This is a genomic window from Pseudomonas sp. UBA4194, from assembly GCF_002379585.1.
Classification (GTDB): domain Bacteria; phylum Pseudomonadota; class Gammaproteobacteria; order Pseudomonadales; family Pseudomonadaceae; genus Aquipseudomonas.
In genome coordinates this window covers 1-18,370 of the sequence record NZ_DFUE01000029.1, presented here as the reverse complement: position 1 = coordinate 18,370, position 18,370 = coordinate 1, and the positions used below count along the sequence as shown (strand labels likewise).

Annotated in this window: 15 protein-coding genes; all 15 read right to left on the bottom strand. The window is 63.6% G+C overall.

What is annotated here, in order from left to right; translation table 11 throughout:
• Positions 1–108: 108 nt before the first annotated feature.
• Positions 109–1,218, bottom strand: a complete 1,110-nt coding sequence (locus tag B3397_RS08205) for a glycosyltransferase family 4 protein (protein ID WP_296248913.1) — start codon at positions 1,216–1,218, stop codon at positions 109–111.
• A 44-nt stretch (positions 1,219–1,262) separates the two neighbouring features.
• Positions 1,263–2,564 (bottom strand): hypothetical protein, encoded by a 1,302-nt coding sequence (locus tag B3397_RS08200; protein ID WP_296248911.1) that lies wholly within the window; start codon positions 2,562–2,564, stop codon positions 1,263–1,265.
• Positions 2,565–2,570: 6 nt separating this feature from the next.
• Positions 2,571–3,893 carry a hypothetical protein gene (locus tag B3397_RS08195; protein WP_296248910.1) on the bottom strand — a complete coding sequence of 441 codons (1,323 nt, stop codon included), beginning with the start codon at positions 3,891–3,893 and terminating at the stop codon, positions 2,571–2,573.
• Positions 3,862–5,100 (bottom strand): glycosyltransferase family 4 protein, encoded by a 1,239-nt coding sequence (locus tag B3397_RS08190; RefSeq protein WP_296248908.1) that lies wholly within the window; start codon positions 5,098–5,100, stop codon positions 3,862–3,864. Before B3397_RS08190 ends, B3397_RS08195 begins: the two co-directional genes overlap by 32 nt.
• Positions 5,097–6,101: a glycosyltransferase gene (locus tag B3397_RS08185; protein WP_296248906.1), complete on the bottom strand. Its 1,005-nt coding sequence runs from the start codon at positions 6,099–6,101 to the stop codon at positions 5,097–5,099. The genes B3397_RS08190 and B3397_RS08185 overlap by 4 nt, the downstream gene beginning before the upstream one ends.
• 56 nt (positions 6,102–6,157) lie before the next feature.
• Positions 6,158–6,685: a transcription/translation regulatory transformer protein RfaH gene (gene rfaH, locus B3397_RS08180; RefSeq protein ID WP_296248904.1), complete on the bottom strand. Its 528-nt coding sequence runs from the start codon at positions 6,683–6,685 to the stop codon at positions 6,158–6,160.
• Positions 6,682–7,464: a WbqC family protein gene (locus B3397_RS08175; protein ID WP_296248902.1), complete on the bottom strand. Its 783-nt coding sequence runs from the start codon at positions 7,462–7,464 to the stop codon at positions 6,682–6,684. Before B3397_RS08175 ends, rfaH begins: the two co-directional genes overlap by 4 nt.
• A 28-nt stretch (positions 7,465–7,492) precedes the next feature.
• Positions 7,493–9,709, bottom strand: a complete 2,217-nt coding sequence (locus B3397_RS08170) for a polysaccharide biosynthesis tyrosine autokinase (protein WP_296248900.1) — start codon at positions 9,707–9,709, stop codon at positions 7,493–7,495.
• On the bottom strand, positions 9,706–10,158 hold the full coding sequence (locus tag B3397_RS08165) for a low molecular weight protein-tyrosine-phosphatase (RefSeq protein WP_296248899.1): 453 nt from the start codon (positions 10,156–10,158) through the stop codon (positions 9,706–9,708). Before B3397_RS08165 ends, B3397_RS08170 begins: the two co-directional genes overlap by 4 nt.
• Positions 10,159–10,166: 8 nt before the next feature.
• A complete protein-coding gene (locus B3397_RS08160) occupies positions 10,167–11,093 on the bottom strand; it encodes a glycosyltransferase family 2 protein (protein ID WP_296248897.1) in 927 nt (308 codons plus the stop codon).
• Positions 11,090–12,622: a lipopolysaccharide biosynthesis protein gene (locus B3397_RS08155; protein WP_296248895.1), complete on the bottom strand. Its 1,533-nt coding sequence runs from the start codon at positions 12,620–12,622 to the stop codon at positions 11,090–11,092. Before B3397_RS08155 ends, B3397_RS08160 begins: the two co-directional genes overlap by 4 nt.
• A gap of 23 nt (positions 12,623–12,645) precedes the next feature.
• Positions 12,646–13,761: a DegT/DnrJ/EryC1/StrS family aminotransferase gene (locus B3397_RS08150; RefSeq protein ID WP_296248893.1), complete on the bottom strand. Its 1,116-nt coding sequence runs from the start codon at positions 13,759–13,761 to the stop codon at positions 12,646–12,648.
• 50 nt (positions 13,762–13,811) lie between these two features.
• A complete protein-coding gene (locus tag B3397_RS08145) occupies positions 13,812–14,582 on the bottom strand; it encodes a hypothetical protein (protein ID WP_296248891.1) in 771 nt (256 codons plus the stop codon).
• Positions 14,583–15,343: 761 nt separating this feature from the next.
• The gene (locus B3397_RS08140) at positions 15,344–16,126 is read right to left on the bottom strand and encodes a carbon-nitrogen hydrolase family protein (protein ID WP_296248889.1); all 783 of its coding nucleotides are present in this window, start codon (positions 16,124–16,126) and stop codon (positions 15,344–15,346) included.
• A gap of 13 nt (positions 16,127–16,139) precedes the next feature.
• On the bottom strand, positions 16,140–17,822 hold the full coding sequence (locus B3397_RS08135; RefSeq protein ID WP_296248888.1) for a flavin monoamine oxidase family protein: 1,683 nt from the start codon (positions 17,820–17,822) through the stop codon (positions 16,140–16,142).
• Between the last annotated feature and the right edge of the window lie 548 nt (positions 17,823–18,370).

Here is an 18,370-nt window from a genome sequence, read left to right as displayed (position 1 = left end):
GGAGAGGCGTGCGGGCACGCGCTCGGGCGTTGAGTCTTGCGCTCAACTGAATAAGGGGCCGCTTGATTGCTCGGTCCCCCTGTTGTGCCAGCGACAAGCCCATGAGAGTCATGACTGCTCCTTGCCGTTGGCGGTGTGGCGCAGCACCGAAGTGCCGGGACGACGTTGCTGCACTGCATCGATGCGTTCACTGACCAGCCGGGCCGACTCGTCCCAGCTGAACCGCGAAACGTTGTGCAGACCCAAGGTCCGCAAATGCTGGCGGATGTTCAGGTTGTTCAAGGCCAGGGCCATGGCCCGGCTGATGTGCTGGACATCCAGCGGATCGAAGTACAACGCGCTGGACTGCAGCACTTCGGGTATGGAGGCCGCATTGGCGGCCAGCACCGGGCAACCGCAGGCCTGGGCTTCCAGCGGCGGAATGCCGAAGCCCTCGTACAACGACGGAAACACGAAGGCTGCGGCGCCCTGGTATTGCTCGATCAACTGCGCATCGCTGAGCCGACCCAGAAAGTGCACGCGCGGGTCGCTGTTGGCCAGCGCCTCCAGGCTCGGATCGGAGAAAATCGCGCCGCCACCGCCGACGATCCGCAGTTCCACCTGATCGAAGCCCCTGAGTTGCAGAAAAGCCTGGATCATGCGGCTGAAGTTCTTGTGCGCACTGGGTGAGGACACCGCCAGCAGGTAGCGCGGGGTGGCCTCCACCGGTGCGCCAGGCTGGAATTCGTCACCCACGGCGTTGGGCACCACCAGAATGTTTTCCTTGGGGTAGCCGTAGAAGCTGCTGATCTCGCGCTTGGAGAATTGGCTGACGGTGATCAGCGTCTTCAGGCGCTTGAGCAGCACCGGCGTCATCAGCCGGTAGGCCCCACGGAACTGCCAGCTGTAGCTGTCCGGATGGCGAATGTAGGTGATGTCGTGGTGCGTGGCGATCTGGTTGCCGTAGAACAGCGGCGCCGTGGCGCACAACGACAGCAGCAAGGGTTTGCCATGGCGGTACAGATACAGCGGCAGATCCAGTTGTTCCCACAGATGGCCGCCGTTGCGACCGATGACTTGGGCGCCCAACTGCTCGGCGGCCGCGTGCATGCGGATGCCGGGGGGGCAGACGAACACCAGGTCATCACGCTGACGCTTCAGGGCCAGGCAGGTCTGCTCGGCGAACCGTTGCACCCCGCGCAGCTCCTGGGTCAGAAATCGAGCATTGATGACTATCATCGAAATTTCCTTATTAAAAGCCCAGCAGGCCGCGACTGCAGCCGTCAGCGGGTGAACAACCAATTGGCCTTGCCCAGGCTGATGATCTTGGGGAACTCGGACGCGGTGATCACCGCCGTGCAATAGTGCTCGCCGCAGTCCCACTGGCTTTCGCCCTCGCGCATGCCGACGCCGGCCTGGCGCGTGTCGAGCACATGCACACCGCCCTTGAGCAAGGCGCTGGAGTCGATCTTCACCTGCCGTGACTGACCGATGGCCCAGGTCACCAGCACCTGCTCATCGCCCTTGGAAAAGCGCAGCTGGTACAGGCTGTCGGTCACCGTGCTGCGTTCGCGCTCGAAGCGGTATTGAGTCAGGTACGGGGCAATGGCCTTGAGCGCAAGGTAGGCCGGCTTGGGGTTTAGGTCGTTGTCCAGCAGACCGAAGTTATGCTCCCGTTCCTTGGCATCGCGGCCGTCGTTGAACAGGTCGTACCACCACATGCCGCGAATGTTGGGGTGCATGCGCGCCAGAAAGAAGCTGCGGGCCAGGTACGCCGCCTGGGTGGTTTCGCTGACGCCACAAGGTTCATCGCTGCTGGGCCAGCTCATCTCGGTGAGGTACAGCGGCACCTCGCGGTTGGCCAGGGCATTGAGCCGCTGTGCCGTGTCGTTGAGCCACTTCATCCAGTTTTCCGGCGTGTTGCCGGCCAGTGTCTTGCGGCAGTGCACATACGGGTGCAGGGACAGCCCGTCGAGGTCTTCCATGATCCCGGCCTGTATCAACCGGTCGGCGAAACCCTTGTCCATGCCCTCGCTGCTGACCGCGCCGGCCAGCACCCGCACGTTGGGGTCATTGCGCCGCAGCAGCTTGGCGGTGTCGACGACCAGCGCGGCATAGTCGCTGCTCAAAGCCTCGTTGCTCGGGTCCTCCAGGTCCCACTCGTTCCACACTTCGTAGAAGTCCACCTGGCCGCGCAGGCGCCGGCTGACGAAGTTCACGTAGTTGGCAAAGGCATCCTTGACCAGCAGGCTGCGGGGCTTGGCGCCGTTCTCGTAGTAGGGGTTGCCGTAACCCAGGATCAACAGGTTGCCCAGTTGCCGATCGCGCAGCGCCAGCAGATAGCGTTGCCAGTTGGGGATGATCAGCAGATGCCCCGGTTGTTGCTCGGCCGTGGACCAGAACAGGTCGTCGCGCACCGAGACCACACCGGCCTCGCCCATCAACTGAGCGGAGCGGGCCAGCGGTCCGCTGCCGTTGAGCAGATGGGTGCCGACGCCAACGATGAAATTATCTGCCGCCCGGGCATGTCCGAGCGTCACCAGGCCCAGCAGTAGCCAGCCGATACGTTGCAGCAGTCTGGGCATATTGATTCACGTCAGTTGAAGGCCGTCGGGGTAGTTGTCGCGGTCGGTACGGCGGCGTTCCATGATCAGCCAATGGGTGGGCACGGGCTTGCGGCGCAGGGCATGGGAAATGGCCAGCCCCAGAAACAGGTCACACACCGGCACCTCCAGCACATCGGTGGTCCAGCCCACGACCACGATGCACAGCGTCACGCCGAGCATGGCCCGGCTCATCCAGCTGTTCTTGTCGCGCAGGGTGATCAGCATCGGCACCAGCATGGCGTAAAGGGCTGCGCCGACGATGCCGAACGATGCCCACAGGTACATGGCAACGCTGTCTGCCACCGAGGGGTACTTGACGTTGTCCACCGGAAACATCCCGATGGCACTGCCGACCATGCCAAAGCCGCCCCCGGTCCATGCCCAGCCGCGGCGGATGACCTCTTCACCCAAGGACGGCCAGGTATTAATCATCCGGTCGTACAGCGATGACAGTGCACCTTCGTTGCCGCTGCTGGCCAGGTTGGGGTCCAGTTCCGCCCACAGGCTGAGCATCGGCAGGACCAGGCCCATCAGCACCATTGCGCTCAATACCAGGCGCGAGGGCAGGCGGTACCTGAACAGTGGCATCACCGCCAGGGTCACCAGGAAGGCCAGCGCCGTGGACTTGTTGGTGGTGATCAGAATGGTGCTGAAAGCCACGCCAGCCAGCACCAGGATCAACAGCCGGGAGCGCATGAACGCGCACAGGTACAGCGTGAACAGCGCCGTCAGCATGGCCGCGCTGGTGGACATGCGGGCAAAGCCGGCGGCGCGGTCGACACCGTCGGCGCCCCAGGAAACGTTGGCGCTCAGTTGCTGGTCGCCGATGTTGTAGCTGTAGCCCTTCCACGGCACGCTGAACAGGCTGTCCAGATACACGCCCAGAATGGTCGCCGCCAGGCAGAAGCCGATCGCCCAGCTCAGTTCCTTGCGCCGTTGCTCCAGGTGCTCGCCACACACGATCGCGAACAGCAGGGGCACGTACACGATCAGGCTGAACAACGGGTTTTGCAGCACGGCGCCCTGCAACATGCCCCAGGCCGACGACAGCACCAGGCCCAGCAACAGCAGCCACAACAACCGGTGGGTCTTGAGGGTCAGCAGCTCGAGCAGAAAAAACGCTGCGCAAAGGATCTTCGGCACATACAGCACGGCCGAAACGCCCGCCATGTCGAAGTAGTAACGCAAGGCCCCGGAGAACGTCTCCACCAGCAGCAGGCTGATGGCGGTCCACACCATCAACGTGGACTTGTTCACCGCCAGCAGGGCGGGTTTGTCATAGCGGCGCAGTGACAGGGCTGATTTCATGATGGGCGCTTCTTCTTTGCAGGACATCGAGGAACAGCTGCTGGTAGCTGTCGAGCATGCGCTCGTTGTCGAGCAGGTGTTCGACGCTGGCACGGGCCTGCTCGGCCAACTGCTGGCGCAGCGGCGGATCGCGGTACAGCTGCAGCATGGCCAGACCCAGGGTCTGTGGCTCGTCGGGGTCGCACAGCAGACCGTTGACACCGTCCTGGATGATCTCCGGCAAGCCGCCGCGGGCACTGGCAATCACCGGCACCGAGTGGGCACAGGCTTCCACCGCCACCAGGCCGAACGGCTCGTTCCAGATCGACGGCACGATGGCCACATCGATCTGGCGGTAGAAGGCTTCCGGCGACTGGTAGCCGACGAAATGGATGTTCTCGCTGTCGGCTTCCAGCTTCAGCTGCTTCTCGTAATCGAGCTGCCCGCGCCCGGCAATCTGCAGCGTGGCGTTGAACGGTAGGCGCTTGAACTGCTCGATCAGCCAGCTCACCCCCTTGGGCTCGGACAACGTGCCCAGATAGCCGAAACGCAGCGGCTCGCTGTCATCCACCCGGCCCAGGGCAGGATGGGCGGCGTCCACCTTGGGCGTCGAGCTGTAGATGACCTGCTGCGAGGCATTGCGAAAGAACCGCGCCGAGGTCAGCTTGGCCAGCAGGTGCTCGCTCACGCCCACCACCGCATCGACTTGCGCCGAACGTTCGGCGTGGCCCTGGCGAAAGTGCTTGCACAAGGTGCAGGGTCGCTTGCAACTGGTGTTGTTCTTGAACATGTTGCTGCTGGGGCACATCAGGTACATGTCGTGCAGCACCTGCACCATGGGAATCTGCGCCTTGGAAATCTCGTCCCAGACGGCCACCGACCAGCCGCTGAGGTTGTGGCAGACCACCAGGTCGACGTTCTCGGTTTCCAGCACTTCGCGCAGGTAGGCGCGCATGCCCATGTTGTACTTGTCGCGCAGGTGCCAGCCCAGGCGCGCCAGCGCACTGGGGCGCTGCTCGCTGAAATGCCAGTAGGTATTGAGCAGCCCGGCCCGGTAGACCTTCACGCCCTTGACGTAATCGTGGCTCAGGCCCGCATCGGGCCCTGTGGTCAATACGCAGACGTCGACACCCCTTTGATGCAGGCCCTCGACGGTCCGTTGCAAGACGATTTCGGCGCCGCCTCCGATGTGCGGCGCATACAAGCTGTTGAGGAACAGTATCTTCATAGTGGGTACGACTCATGAATGCCCAGACGACCCGATTCCCCGTCGCGAATGGCTTGTTCAAGCAAGCCAAGGCGTCGATTTGAACCGCTCCTTTTTGCGAAATACCGCAGCAACAGCAGAAACAGCGATCGATTGAGCCGGTACAACAGCGTTGAGCCGGCCCACACGTGCTTGTCGAACCAGGCCTGGTTGCGCGCCGTGTAGTAGGCGCGCAGGTCCGAGTTGCCCAGCAGAAAGCTTTCAAAAATATTATTGGTCCGCGCCTTCGCGTTCCACGACTCTTCCAGATCGTCCAGCAGCGCCTCGGTGACCAGGAAGATCTGCCCGCCGTTGGCGGTGATGCGCCAGGTGTACTCGGTGTCATCGGCATACAGCAGCAGGTCTTGCAGCGGCAGGCCGATCTTCTCGAACACGCTGCGGTGGGCCAGCAGCCCGCCATAGGTGGTGAACGGCAACTGCACCAGCGGTTTGCTCTTGGCCTTGCGGCCCTGAGGCTTGCCCCAGGGGGTGCGGCGCCAGATCTTGTACGGCAGCTGAGCGATATGAAAACCAAAACAGCTGGAGCGCAGTTGCACCGCGTAGCGGTGGGGCACGCCGGCGGCAATGTCTGCCTGATGATTGGGCCGAAAGCCAATCACTGCCGCCTTGTCTTTGCCTACCTGGCGCTCGCATTCGTGCAAGCGCCGATGCAGGGTCTCCACCGCGCCCAGGGTCGGGGCGTTGTCGTCGTCCATCAGCCAGATGTATTCGGCGCCCAGGCGCAAGGCGGCCTCGATGCCGACCTTGTAGCCGTTGGCCGACCCGGTATTGCTGGGCAGGTCGATCACGGTGATCTGCTGCGGCCACATCTGGCGCAGCGAGTTGAGGTCGGCACGCGAAGCATTGCTGACCACGACCACGCGTTCGATCTGCTCCGAGGCCAGTGATCGATTGATCAAGGCCTTGAGGTAACACAGCCGATCTCCATACGTCAGTGTCACCAGGGTGGTCTTGGCGTTCATCGAACGGCTCTCCCTACTCGGTCAAATGGCTGCGCAGCGGGTGTCCGTGCCGCGCTTCAGCAAGCGTGTGCAGTGATCCGTTGCAGGCTGCTGCGTGGCAGGCTGATGCGCTGCTCGCGTTGCAGCAGGTTGAGCAGGATGACCGCGCGTTCTTCACCGTCCTCGCACAGGAAGATCGCTTGCAGTTCGCTGTCGCCGGTGCGCACCCGCACGGTTTCGCCCTGGGCGAAAGGGTGCGCGGCGGGCGCTGTAGCCACGGGCTGCTGCAGGCGCTGGCGAATGTGCCCGATCAGGCTGTCGGGCACCGGGCATGGCATGCCGCCGAAGGCGACGATGCGGCTCACGCCACGGGTCGAACGGATGGGGTACCAGCTGTCGTTGCAGTCCAGGCGGATGAACAGGTAGCCGGGAAACAGGTCCTCCTCGACGACCCGGCGGCTGCGCGCCGCGGTAGCAGAGGGACGGGGTTGCAAGGGCCGGAAGCAGTCGTATTGCTGACGCAGCAGATGTTCTTCGGCACGGGCTTCCTGCCGCGGTTTGGTCTGGATGAGGTACCAGTTGGCATTGCTGTCGAAGTCGTTCATGGGCGCATCTCGATCACGTGGGCGGAAGGGGTTTCGAAGGTGTGGCTATCCAGGCTGGGTGCAGGCTTGAGGGTGCTGTAGCACGACAGCCATTGGCGGATGCGCGACACGGGGTTGAACATCAGGACGTCGATGATCGACAGGTTGGCAACGAAGGGGTCCTTGAACTGCGTGTAGCAAAGCTCGTCCATGCGGTGGAACCGCAGCTCCACGCCGTGGCGAGCGAAGTACTCACCGTCGTACAGCGCGGTACCGCCGATGGCGTTGAGGTAGCGGTCGCCGTTGAAGTGCCGGGTCAGCTTGACCACGCGGTCCTGCTTGTCCTGCACCTGGGCCTCGTCCACCGGCAGCGTCGAGGCCACGTGGATCGGTGTGTCGATCTGCAGGTAGGCACACACCTGGCGCAACGAGTGCTCCAGGTAGCGGGCGAGGTTCTTTTCCGGGTAGCGCAGCAACGGCTTGATCAGCGCCAGCACCTCATCGCGGTGCGGCGCCTTGGCGTAGTTCATGGTCAGCGTCTTGATCAGTCTGGCCACAGTCTCGTCGGTGTTATCGGCGAGCTCGCGCTGATTGATTGCCAGTTCCGAACGGTCCTTCTTCAGCGGCAAAGTGAACAGCAGCGGCGCGCCGGCGCTGAGCAGGCGATTGCGATTGACCCAGCCCGGATGGACGTATTGCAGGTTGTCGCCGAGCACGAAGGCGTCGGCGCCGGCAATCAACTGGAAGTAGCCCAGGTAGGGGAACCAGTAAGGCTGCATCATTGCTACGGTCTTGGTCATGTCGCCTCCTGCTGAAATGAGCGAACGGTTACTTCTTGTTCGGCGAGTAGTCGTAGCCGTAGGCAGCGCAGTCGTACTCGGCGGTGGAGGCCTTGCGGATCACGCCGTTGAAGATGGCGCCCTTGACCAGCACGCCGTTCTGCGCGAGCCGGCGCTTGCTGACCTCGATCTCCTTGACCGTGCTCTTGCCGAAGCGCGCCACCAGCAGCGTGGTGCCGGCCTGACGCCCGACCAGGCTGGCGTCGGTGACGGCAATCACCGGCGGGGTGTCGATGATCACCAGGTCGTAATGAGGCGACAGGTCGCGCAGCAGCTTGCTGAAGTTGTCGTGCATCAACAGCTCCGACGGGTTGGGTGCGGCGAATCCACACGAGATGAAGTGCAGGTTGTCGACCCCGGTGCTGTTGATCACGTCGGTGTTGCCGACCCGCGCCGCCAGGGCGTCGGACAGACCATGCTTGGGTTGCAGGCCGAACGCCTTGTGCAGGTGGCCCTTGCGCATGTCGGCATCGATCAGCAACACCCGTCGACCGGCCTGGGCAATGATCACTGCCAGGTTGGCGCTGACGAACGACTTGCCGGCGCCCGGCATGGCGCTGGTGATCATCAGGACGTTGTTGCGCGCCTCCATCATCGCGAAGTGCAGGCTGGTGCGCAGGCTGCGCAGCGACTCGATGGCCAGCTCGCTGGGGGCGGCCACGCCGAGCAGGCGTGAGGGCCCCTTGTCGCCGTCCGCCGAGCGCTTCTTCTGCAGGCGTTCCTGCTGGCGCGACAGCGGCAGCGAGGCGTACACCGGCATGCCCATGCTTTCGATGATTTCCGGGTTCTCCACGCCGCGGTAGAACGCCTGGCGGATGAAGATGATGGCGATGGCGATGACCGTGCCCAGCAGCATGGCCACCAGCACGATGATGGCGCGCATCGGTTTGACCGGGTCTTCGAGGTTGGTGTCGGCCTTGTCGATGATGCGCACGTTGCCGATGTTGCCGGCGCGAATGATGTCCTGCTCCTGGGCCTTGTTCAGCACCAGGGTGTAGGTCTGGGTGGTGACCTGCATGTCACGGGTCAGGCGCAGCAGCTCCTGTTGGGTCTCAGGCAAGGCCTTGATCTGGTTCTGCAGGCTCACGCGCTGGCTTTCGATCTGGCCGATCTGTTGCGACAGGGCCGCGGAGGCCGGGTGCTGACGGGTGTAGAGGCGATCCAGGTCGGTGCGCTTGAGGCGCAGTTCCGACAGCTGGGTGTCGTAGGCCACCATCTGGTCGAGCAGGGCCTTGGTTTCCAGCGAGATGTCCACCGACTTGGTGCGCATCTGGAAGGCGTGCAGGGCTTCCTCGGATTTCTCCAGCTCCTTGCGCACCACCGGCAGTTGCGATTGCAGGAACTCCAGACGCTGGGCCGCTTCGGCCGAGCTGCGCTCCACGTTCTGGCGCACGTACAGGCGGCTGACTTCATTGAGCACGCGCACCGCCTGGGCCGGGTCGGCGTCATTGATGCTCAGGTAGACGATGCCCGAATCCTTGCCCGACTCGACCACGCGCAGGCGCTGCTGATAGTCCAGCGAGGCGTTGAGCATGCGGTTCTTGGTCAGACGGTATTCGGTGCCTGGCCGGCCGACCAGTTCGGCGATCTGCAGGGTCACCCCGTTGCCGCCGGCAATCTGCCCGACCTGGCCGTGGAGCAGGGTGGCACCGTCGCTGTCGATCAGGCGGTAGGCACCGTTCTCACCGGCGATCACGGTCATGCGCGCACCGAGCATGTCATCGGGCACGTCCAGGGAGTAGACATCGATCTTTTCCCCGCCCCAGGCGAAGGCGCCCAGGCCGAACAGCGGCGCGGCCACTTTCTCGTTGGCCGTGGGGGTGAACTGGCGCGCCATATAGCGGCCGATGCCGGGGAAGTAGCGCGGCCAGGCCACCACGTCCAGTTTGAGGTCGCTGACCACCTGGCCCAGCACGGTGCGGGACTTGATCAGTTCGATCTCGGTCACCGCTTCCGATACCGAGGCCGGCTTGGTGTTGAACTGCGGCGTGGCATCGAGGCCGACTTTCTTGGGCTCGATCTGGATCATCGCCGTGGCCTGGTAGATGGGCGTGGCGATCACCGCGTAGAAAATCCCCAGCGCGGTGAACAGGCCCACCACCACCGCAATCAGTAACTTGTGGTCGAACAGGGTGCGGGCAATGGTCGCCAGGTCGATCTGAGTGTCTTTGTAGTATTCGAGGTTGGAGCGGTTCATCGCGGTCATTTTTCTTGATCCTCAGAACTCAGATAGGGCAACCAGCCTTCGATACAGCGCCCCAGATGGGCGTAGGTCTGTTGAAAGGCACTGAGCGGGCGACGGTAGGGGTCAGCGATTTCCAGGTCGTCGCGCCACTTGCCGATCAGGAACGTCTTGCCAAGTACATAGGGGGCATGCCGAGTGACGCTTTTCCACTGCTGGTGATCCATCACCAACACCAGGTCGGCCCAGCGCAGCATCGCCTCGGTCAGTTGGCTGGCGCTGTGTGGCAGGTGCTCGATCGCCTCGCCACCGAGCACCTGCAACGCCAGCGGGTCCATGTCGTAGCCCACGCAGGCGGCCAAGCCCGCGGAGCGCACCTGCACACCGGCGGGCGCCTGCTGGCGCAACATCGCCGCGGCCATCGGGCTGCGGCAAATGTTGCCGATACAGATCACCAGAACCTTGCTGAACATGGGCGCCGTCATCCCTTGGCCATGGTGGGAAACAGCCGGCGGCACAGGTTGCGGCTGACATTGCGCGCGACATGCAGCAGGGCACCGAGCTTGCGTACCGGCGAGATCGCCGACAGGCACAGGCCGAACACCTGCACCAGAAAATGCTCGTAGAGCACGCGGTCACCCTGGCGGAAGTAGTAGTTGGCCAGGCATGCGTAGGTGTAGAGGGTCATCTGCATCTTGTTCTGCCCCGGGCGCTGGGAAAAAATGCCGCCGGGGTGCAGGCGGTAGGCCGCAGGCAGGATGTCGGCTAGGTACTTGCCCTTGCCGTGGGCGCCGAGCATCGACCACCAGCACAGGTCCAGCACCGGTGCCTGCTCGAGTTCGCGGGGCAGCTCGTGCAGGACATTGCGAAAGCAGGTGGTCAGGGTAGAAATGGGCCGGGTCTTGAGCAGCTCCATGGCCGTGGCGTCGCTTTGATATTTCCCCACCAGCTGAATGCCTTTCTCGCCTTCTGCATCGAACGCCATGGCGTCGTGGTACGTCAGCACGTAGTCGGGGTGACTTTCCAGGAAGCTGACCTGTTTTTGCAGCTTGAGCGGGTCCACCCAGTAGTCATCGCCTTCGCAATAGGCGATGTACTTGCCCCGGGCTCGGTTGAACAACGCCGGAAAGCACCAGCGGCCCAGCTGGTACTGGTTCGTCTCGTGAAAGATCGGCTTGATGATGTTCGGGTAGCGCTGGGCGTAGTCGGCAATGATGGCGGTAGTACCGTCGGTGGACGCGTCGTCGTTGACCAGAATCTCGATGGCAAAGGTGGTGCGCTGCGCCAGGAAGCTGTCCAGGGTCTGACTGATGTACGCGCCATGGTTATAGGCAGGGCAGGTGATCGAGAGCAGCGGCTCGCTCGACGATGTCCAGCTGTGCATGATCTCTTGTTCGGTTCTGTTCATCGTTGCGCGCTCGCTTTGCTCAACTTCAGAAACACACGCATGGCCAGCGGCTTGTAGCTGGCTGCAACCAGGCCCAGGGTCAGCAAGCCGCACAGGGCCAGGGCCGCGAATGTCACCAGGCGGCTGTCCTGGCCATCGGCGATGACCTGAAACAGCGGATGGGTCAGTACCAGCCCCAGCACGGTGGCCAGGCTGATGCGCAGGATGTCGCGCAGCCAGGGTGCATGGACCTTGGGGGCCAGGCGGCGGTGCACCACCTGCGGCCACAGTGCGAACGACACCAGGCGCAACAGGAACCAGGTCACGGCGGCCCCCAGTGCGCCCCAGCCGTAGACAGCCAGGATCATGGCCGGCACGGTGATGGCGGCGGAAATCACGCTGTACCAGATGTGCAGGCGCATCTCGCCGTAGGCGTATTGCAGGTGGTACTGAAAGGCACTGACCGCCAGGATGGCGCTGCCCAGGGCGTACCAGAACAGGATCGGCGCGCCCCAGTCGGCGGCGGCGTGGTCACCGCTCCAGGCGAACAGCAGCGGCTCGGCGTAGAACGCGATCATCGCCGCCAACGGAAACAGAAAGGTGCTGACGAAGCGGCTGGCACCCAGGTAAAGCGCGTGCATGTCGGCTTCGCGACCTTCGGCCACCAGCACGGTCATGCGCGGCAGCAGGGTCTGCACCAACGGGTTGATCAACATCAGAATGCCCGTGCTCAGCAATGCCACCAGCGAGAAGTAGCCGTACTGGTCCAGCGGCAGCACCTTGGACAGCAGCACCTTGTCCAGTTGGGTCAGCACGATCCAGACAATGGCGGTCAGCGAGACGCTGGCGGCGAAGGGCAGGATCGGCTTGACCAGCCCCCAGTTGAAGCCGCTCAGGGCATGGGGGGCGGGCAAATGGCGGTAGGCTTTGACGGCGAAGATCAGCATTTCCACCAGCGCCACGAACAGCTGGAATTCGAAGAACACCTGCGCGTCCTGGGACACCCAGGTCACCAGCACCAGGCCGCCGAAATAGCGCAGGGTGGCGATGGCGACGTTGGCGTTGTTCAGCCAGGCGTGCATCTCCAGCCCTTGCAGGCCGCTCTTGTACAAGGTGGCGAACAGGCGCAGGGCAATCATCACGCCCATCAGGATCACGCAGTTGGCAATGGTGTGGGCCGACAGCTGTTGGCCTTGCAGCCAATGACTGGCCACCCAGTCGGCGGCCAGGTACACCCCCACCGCGCAGATCAGCGCCATGCCCAGAAACACCAGTTCGAAAGAGCGCATCAGCCAGCCGCCGATACGGCTGGCGGTGGCACTGTCGCTGGCGCCCTGGTGGTGAGCGATCTGGCGCACCAGCGACGGCGAGATACCGGCATCGAGCAACAGCATCCAGGCCTGCATCACCGCAAAGAAGCCAATCAGACCGTAGGCCTCGGCACCCAGGTGGCCCAGGTAGAACGGCATGATCAGAATGCCGATCAGCAACGCGTAGGCCTGACCCAGGTAGCTCAGCGCGGTGTTGTGGATGACTGATCGCTTCTTCATCGAAGGCTGTCCTGAGTGCGCGGTCAAACCGCTGCGGCCAATGAAAGCGCAGGGGTCTGCTTGAGCTCGTGACCGCGCAGCAGGATGTCAACGACCTGGTCCTGGGTGGCGCGCTCCAGGCCTGGGTAGATCGGCAGGCACAACACCCGCTCGCTGAGGCGCCGGGACTGCGGCTGCACCGCCTGGGGCTGCAGGTAGTCCAGGGTGTCCAGCGACGGGTAGAAGTAGCGCCGCGGCGTGATTCCGGCTTCCTGCAAGGCAATGCGGGTTGCCAGTACCTGCGGCTCGTTCTGCAGCGCCACCGGGAAGTAGCTGTTGTTGATCTGACTGTGGTCGGCCTGGCGTTGCAGGTCCAGGTAGCCGCCCAGGCGCTGGCGGTAGTGATGGGCGATCTCGGCGCGCCGCGCGAGGATGTTGTCGATCTCGTCCAGCACCGTCAGGCCCATGGCCGCGCAGAATTCGTTGAGCTTGGCGTTGGTGCCTAGGCCTTCGATCTTGTCCACGTCGGTGATGCCGAAGTTGCACAGCTTGCGCACCTTGGCGGCGACTTCGTCGCTGTTGGTGACGATGGCGCCGCCTTCGATGGTGTGGAACAGCTTGGTGGCATGGAAACTCAAGGTGCTGGCATCGCCCCAGCTGAGCACCGACTGGCCGACGTGTTTGACGCCGAAGGCATGGGCGCCGTCGTAGACCACCTTCAGTGCATGGCGGCGGGCCACCGCTTCGATGCGCTCGACCGCGCAGGGGTTGCCGAACACATGGGTGGCGACAATGACGCTGGTGTCGCTCTGCAGGCTGCCGGCGATCTGCTCCGGGTCCAGGTTCCAGGTGTGTGGGTCGATGTCGGCGAACAGCGGGCGAATGCCTTCCCAGTGCAGCGAGCTGCTGGTGGCCACGAAGCTGAACGGCGTGGTCACGGCGCTGCCCTTGAGGCCCAGGGCGCGGTAGGCCACTTGCAGGGCCAGGGTGCCGTTGTTGGTCAGAATGATGTGGCGCACGCCCAGGTAGTCTTTCAGGCGCTCTTCCAGCTCGCAGCACAGCGGGCCGTGGTTGGTCAGCCAGTGGGACGCATAGATACGGTCCACATAGGCCTTGAATTTGCTGATGTCGCCCAGATAAGACTTGGTCACGTTGATCATGCGGTGCTCCCTGGCAATTGCCGTTGCACGTGGTCTGTCGCCATAGGGCTTCAGGACGCTTCGGTCTTGCTTCTGGCAACCGCGCGTCGGGCGCGATGCTGGTTGAGTTTCAGGATCAGTCGTGTGGTCAGACTGCCCGCATGGGGGTCGCCGTAGTGGAACAGGGCGGTGGCGCGACGGTGGGCTGGATTGCACGGCTGGTTGGCGTGCAGCGAGCGGTAGCCCCAGAAGAAGTACACATTGCCGGGCACCATGCGCAGCAGCTGCGGCTTGAGCCAGCCACGCTCGATGCACCAGCCCATGAGGCGACGGCACAGCGGGTTCTGGTAGAAGGCTTTTTCCACGGCGTTGACCAGCACGCTGCCACGCACCCGGCGCAGGTTGGGAAACAGCACCAGGTCGCCGCGATCCTTTCCGGTGTCGGGAATGAAGATAGGCACCAGCATGGTCAGCAGGGTGGCGTCGAAGTGAAAGGCGTTGGATTCCTTCAGGCCGCTGTGGCCCTGCACGCAGCGCAGCACCGGGAAGATCTGCTCGCTGGGTGCGGTGCGCCCGTGGCCCTGCTGGTGCAGGCGCGCCAGGTGCTGACGAAACTCAGCCGACATGGCCGTTGCGGCCAGCCGACTGCCGGCCAGGGGGCCGTGGCCGTGGTAGGCGAAATACTGATTGTTGTGGCGCGCGGCCTGTTCATCGACATAAGTACGAAGTTCTTGCAGTACGTCTGGCGCCAGGGCCTTTTCCAATACGGCATAGCCTTGGTCATTCATATCGACCGCCAGGCGGCTCGATGTGGTGTCATCAAGGGAGAACAAATGTGACATGACGATGAACCCTCCGTGGACAATCCGTTAGTAGTGCTCAGCGGGAAAACAGTGATACGAACTTTCAACTTTCATCGGGGATAGCTACCGCACGGTTCGTCGTTGACGAACTTTCAAACTGGCCTGTTCGTTGCCCTCCTGCGCAACTTGTAACTGGCAAAGCTACCGCCCATTCCTGCACTGAGCCAACGGTTGAAAACTGCAGGCACTACTCATAGACGCGCGACAACTCAACGCCGGGCTGCGAATAATGCATGGCAGGTGGTGATGACAGGGTTCGGCTACGAAGTTGCGTAATGCTCTGTGGCATTACTGCGCCGGCGACGTCTGGCTGACCGGTAGGGGATATATCGGCTCTCTGGGCAAAGCTGTCAAACGCTTTCGTCAATAAAAGCGCGCGCTGGAGAGGTAGCGTAGAGTTTTAGTCCTAACCTGTTGATTTATATGGATGATTTATTTTTGGCGCTGGCTTATTGCTGCTTTTTTTGGCGGTTTGCAGGGTTTCAGCGGGTTTATCGGCTGCAATCGCCGTAAACCCCCGATTTTGATAGGCCGCCCGCGTTTGCGGGGCCTGCGAAGGGGGGTGGGGCGGGAAAAGGGCTGTACGGTTAACGTCGTCAAAAAAAAATTATCAGACGTCCGATGGGCGGTCGGTGATGGAATATTGACAGTTTAGCGGTGCCGTCGCGGGCCTCTTCGCGGCTTCACGCCGCTCCTACGGAATCCGCATATCACCAACGTCCCCACTGACACCCCTCACCCTAATAAACCCCCGGCCGCCTATCCGCCATATACGTCACGACCGCCCGCGATCCTTCCAACACTCCTTTATCCAGCGTCCCGATAATCAACGCCTCTTCATCCCCTGCCTTGGCCACCAATTGCCCGTCGGGCCCGGCAATGCTGCTCAAACCACAGTACTCAAGGCTCGATTCCTTACCGCAGTAATTGGCGTAAGCCACATAGCACTGGTTCTCGAAGGCTCGGCTGCGTACGGTCACTTCGGCAATGAACTCGTAGGGCCGCATATTGGCCGTCGGCACCAGAATCAGATCAGCGCCTTGCAGCGCCACACGGCGGGCGTTCTCGGGGAATTCGAGGTCGTAGCAGATCAGCATGGCCAGCTTCCAGCCATTGAACTCCAGCAACGCCGGCGGTTGCGCCCCGACGCTGAACTGCGCGCGGTCCAGGTCGCCGTAGAGGTGGGTCTTGCGGTAGTTGCCCAACCGCTCGCCATGGCGGTCGATAAGCTGCACGGCGTTGTACACCTGTCCCTGATCGTCGAGCTCCGGATAGCCATACACGATGGCCACACCACTGCTGCGGGCGATCTCGGCCACCTGCTTCGCACTGGCGCCATCGCTGGCCTCAGCCAGGCGACGGACCGCATCGGTACCGATGTTGTAGCCGGTCAGAAACATCTCCGGCAGCACCAGCAGTTCCACCCCCCAGTGCGCCGCCTCAGCGGCCCGGGCCCGCAACCGCGCCAGATTACCCGCTACATCCAGTGGGTGAGACTGGCATTGGTACAAAGCTATGCGCATGAACATTCCCTTTTCAGTCCGCCAGGGCAATAGGCCCCAGCTCATCGAAAACATCCCCTGGTCCGGGGTTATCCGGGTGGGTATGGCCACCGAAGTGGGTCATGATGCCCCACACCGCGTTCAACGACGTCTGCACCGCGCCCTCGACCCAGGCGGGCGTCCAGGACACATCGTCACCGGCAATGAAGATGCCCCGCTGTTCTTCAGGCAACGCGTCCTGCATAAAGTGCGCATACATGCGCTGGTTGTAGCGGTAATGGCCGGGCAGGGCGCCTTTGAAAGCGCCGAGGAAATGCGGGTCGGCCTCCCAGGACACGGTGATCGGATCGCCAATGATCCGCGCAGCGATGTCCACCTTCGGGTAGATCTTCTTCAGCGCGTCCAGGGCCAGCTTCACCCGCTTTTCCACCGGCTGGGGCAGCATCTTCAGGGCGTCGCTCATCCACGAATAGGACAGGCAGATCACCCCAGGCTTGTCGTCGCCGTGGTCGAACAGGTAGGTGCCACGGGTCAGGCGGTCGGTCAGGGTCATGCTCATCAGGTCGCGGCCGGTGTCCGGGTCCTTGTCCTTCCAGAAGGGCCGGTCGACCATGACGAAGGTCTTGGACGACTGCATATAGCGGGTACGGTCCAGGGCCATCCACATCTTCTGCGAGAAAAGCGACTCCTCGCACTCGATCTGGGTGGTCAGCAGCCAGCTCTGGCAGGTGGTCAGGACTGCGGCGTAATGGCGGGTATCGCCCCAGTTGTCGGTGACGGCAAAGCGGCCGTCGTCGGCGCGGGCAATTTTCTTCACCCCGGTGCGCGGCGCGCCGTGGTGCAGGCTGCTCAGGCTGGTGCCCTCGGGCCAATGGGCGCAGCGCTGCGGCACATGTTTCCAGATGCCCAGTGGCACCTGCTCGACGCCACCGACCACCAGGTGTTGGTGGTCGTCGCAGTTGGTCATCACCACCCTGAAGATCTCCAGCATCGAGTTGGGGAAGTCCGAATCCCAGCCGCCGGTGCCGAAGCCGACCTGGCCGAACACCTCGCGATGATGGAATGACAATTGGGCAAATGCCTTGGACGTGGCAACGAAGTCATAGAAGGTTCGGTCATCCCACAGCGGGACCAGGGTGTTCCACAGCTCTTTCAGGCGCGGCACGTCACGGTCGCGGATGGCCTGCTGGATGTCGCCAAAACGCGCGCCTTGCTCCAGCGCGTCGGCCCAGGCATCGGCCACTTCCTGGAACAGGGCAGGCAGGTCGGCCAGCTTCTGGGCGTAGAACGTCTCGCCTTCAAGGTCGATCACGGTGCTGCCGGAGGCAGGGGTCAACGGGTTGGGGAATGGCCGGGTCTCCAGCCCCAACTTGTCGACATAGTGATAGAAGGCAGTGGATGACACCGGAAAGCGCATGCCGCCCAGCTCGGCAACGATGCCCTCGGTGCCTTCGAATGCCTGGGATCGCAGGCGTCCGCCCATCTTCGACGCTTCGTAGACCACCGGCTTGAGGCCCAGCTTCATCAATTCGTAGGCCGCCACCAGCCCGGCAATGCCGGCCCCGACGATGGCCACTTCGGCGCCGTGCCGAGCCTCCGGTATGACGCCCAGACCCGCAGGGTGCTCGAGCCAATCATCAAAACCAAAGGGGAAGTCCGGACCGAATACAGTGACAGGCGCTTTGCCGTCGGCAGGGTGACGATTGGGTGGGCTCATGGGACAACCTTGGCTGGCGAATGGAGGGCGTGTTCATTCTAGTAGCCACGGGTGTCGTAGATAAGAAGCGCAATGGCGGCTAAGTGACGATAGTTCGGTCGATCTGACCGTTCAGCAATACATTCCGTCACCACCCCCCCCCCAACTCGCCCCCCTGTGGGAGCGGGCTCTGCCCGCGAAGGCCCACCCCTGACACCCCCCAACTCGCCGCCCCACCCGCGCCCCCCTGTGGGAGCGGGCCCCCCCCCGCCCCCGCCCCCCCCCCCCCCCCCCCACCCCCCCCCCCCCCCCCCCCCCCCCCCCCCCCGCCCACCCCCCCCCCCCCCCCCCCCCCACCCCCCACCCCCCCCCCCCCCCCCCCCCCCCCCCCCCCCCCCCCCCCCCCCCCCCCCCCCCCCCCCCCCCCCCCCCCCCCCCCCCCACCCCCCCCCCCCCCCCCCCCCCCCCCCCCCCCCCCCCCCCCCCCCCCCCCCCCCACCCCCCCCCCCCCCCCCCCCCCCCCCCCCCCCCCCCCCCCCCCCCCCCCCCCACCCCCCCCCCCACCCCCC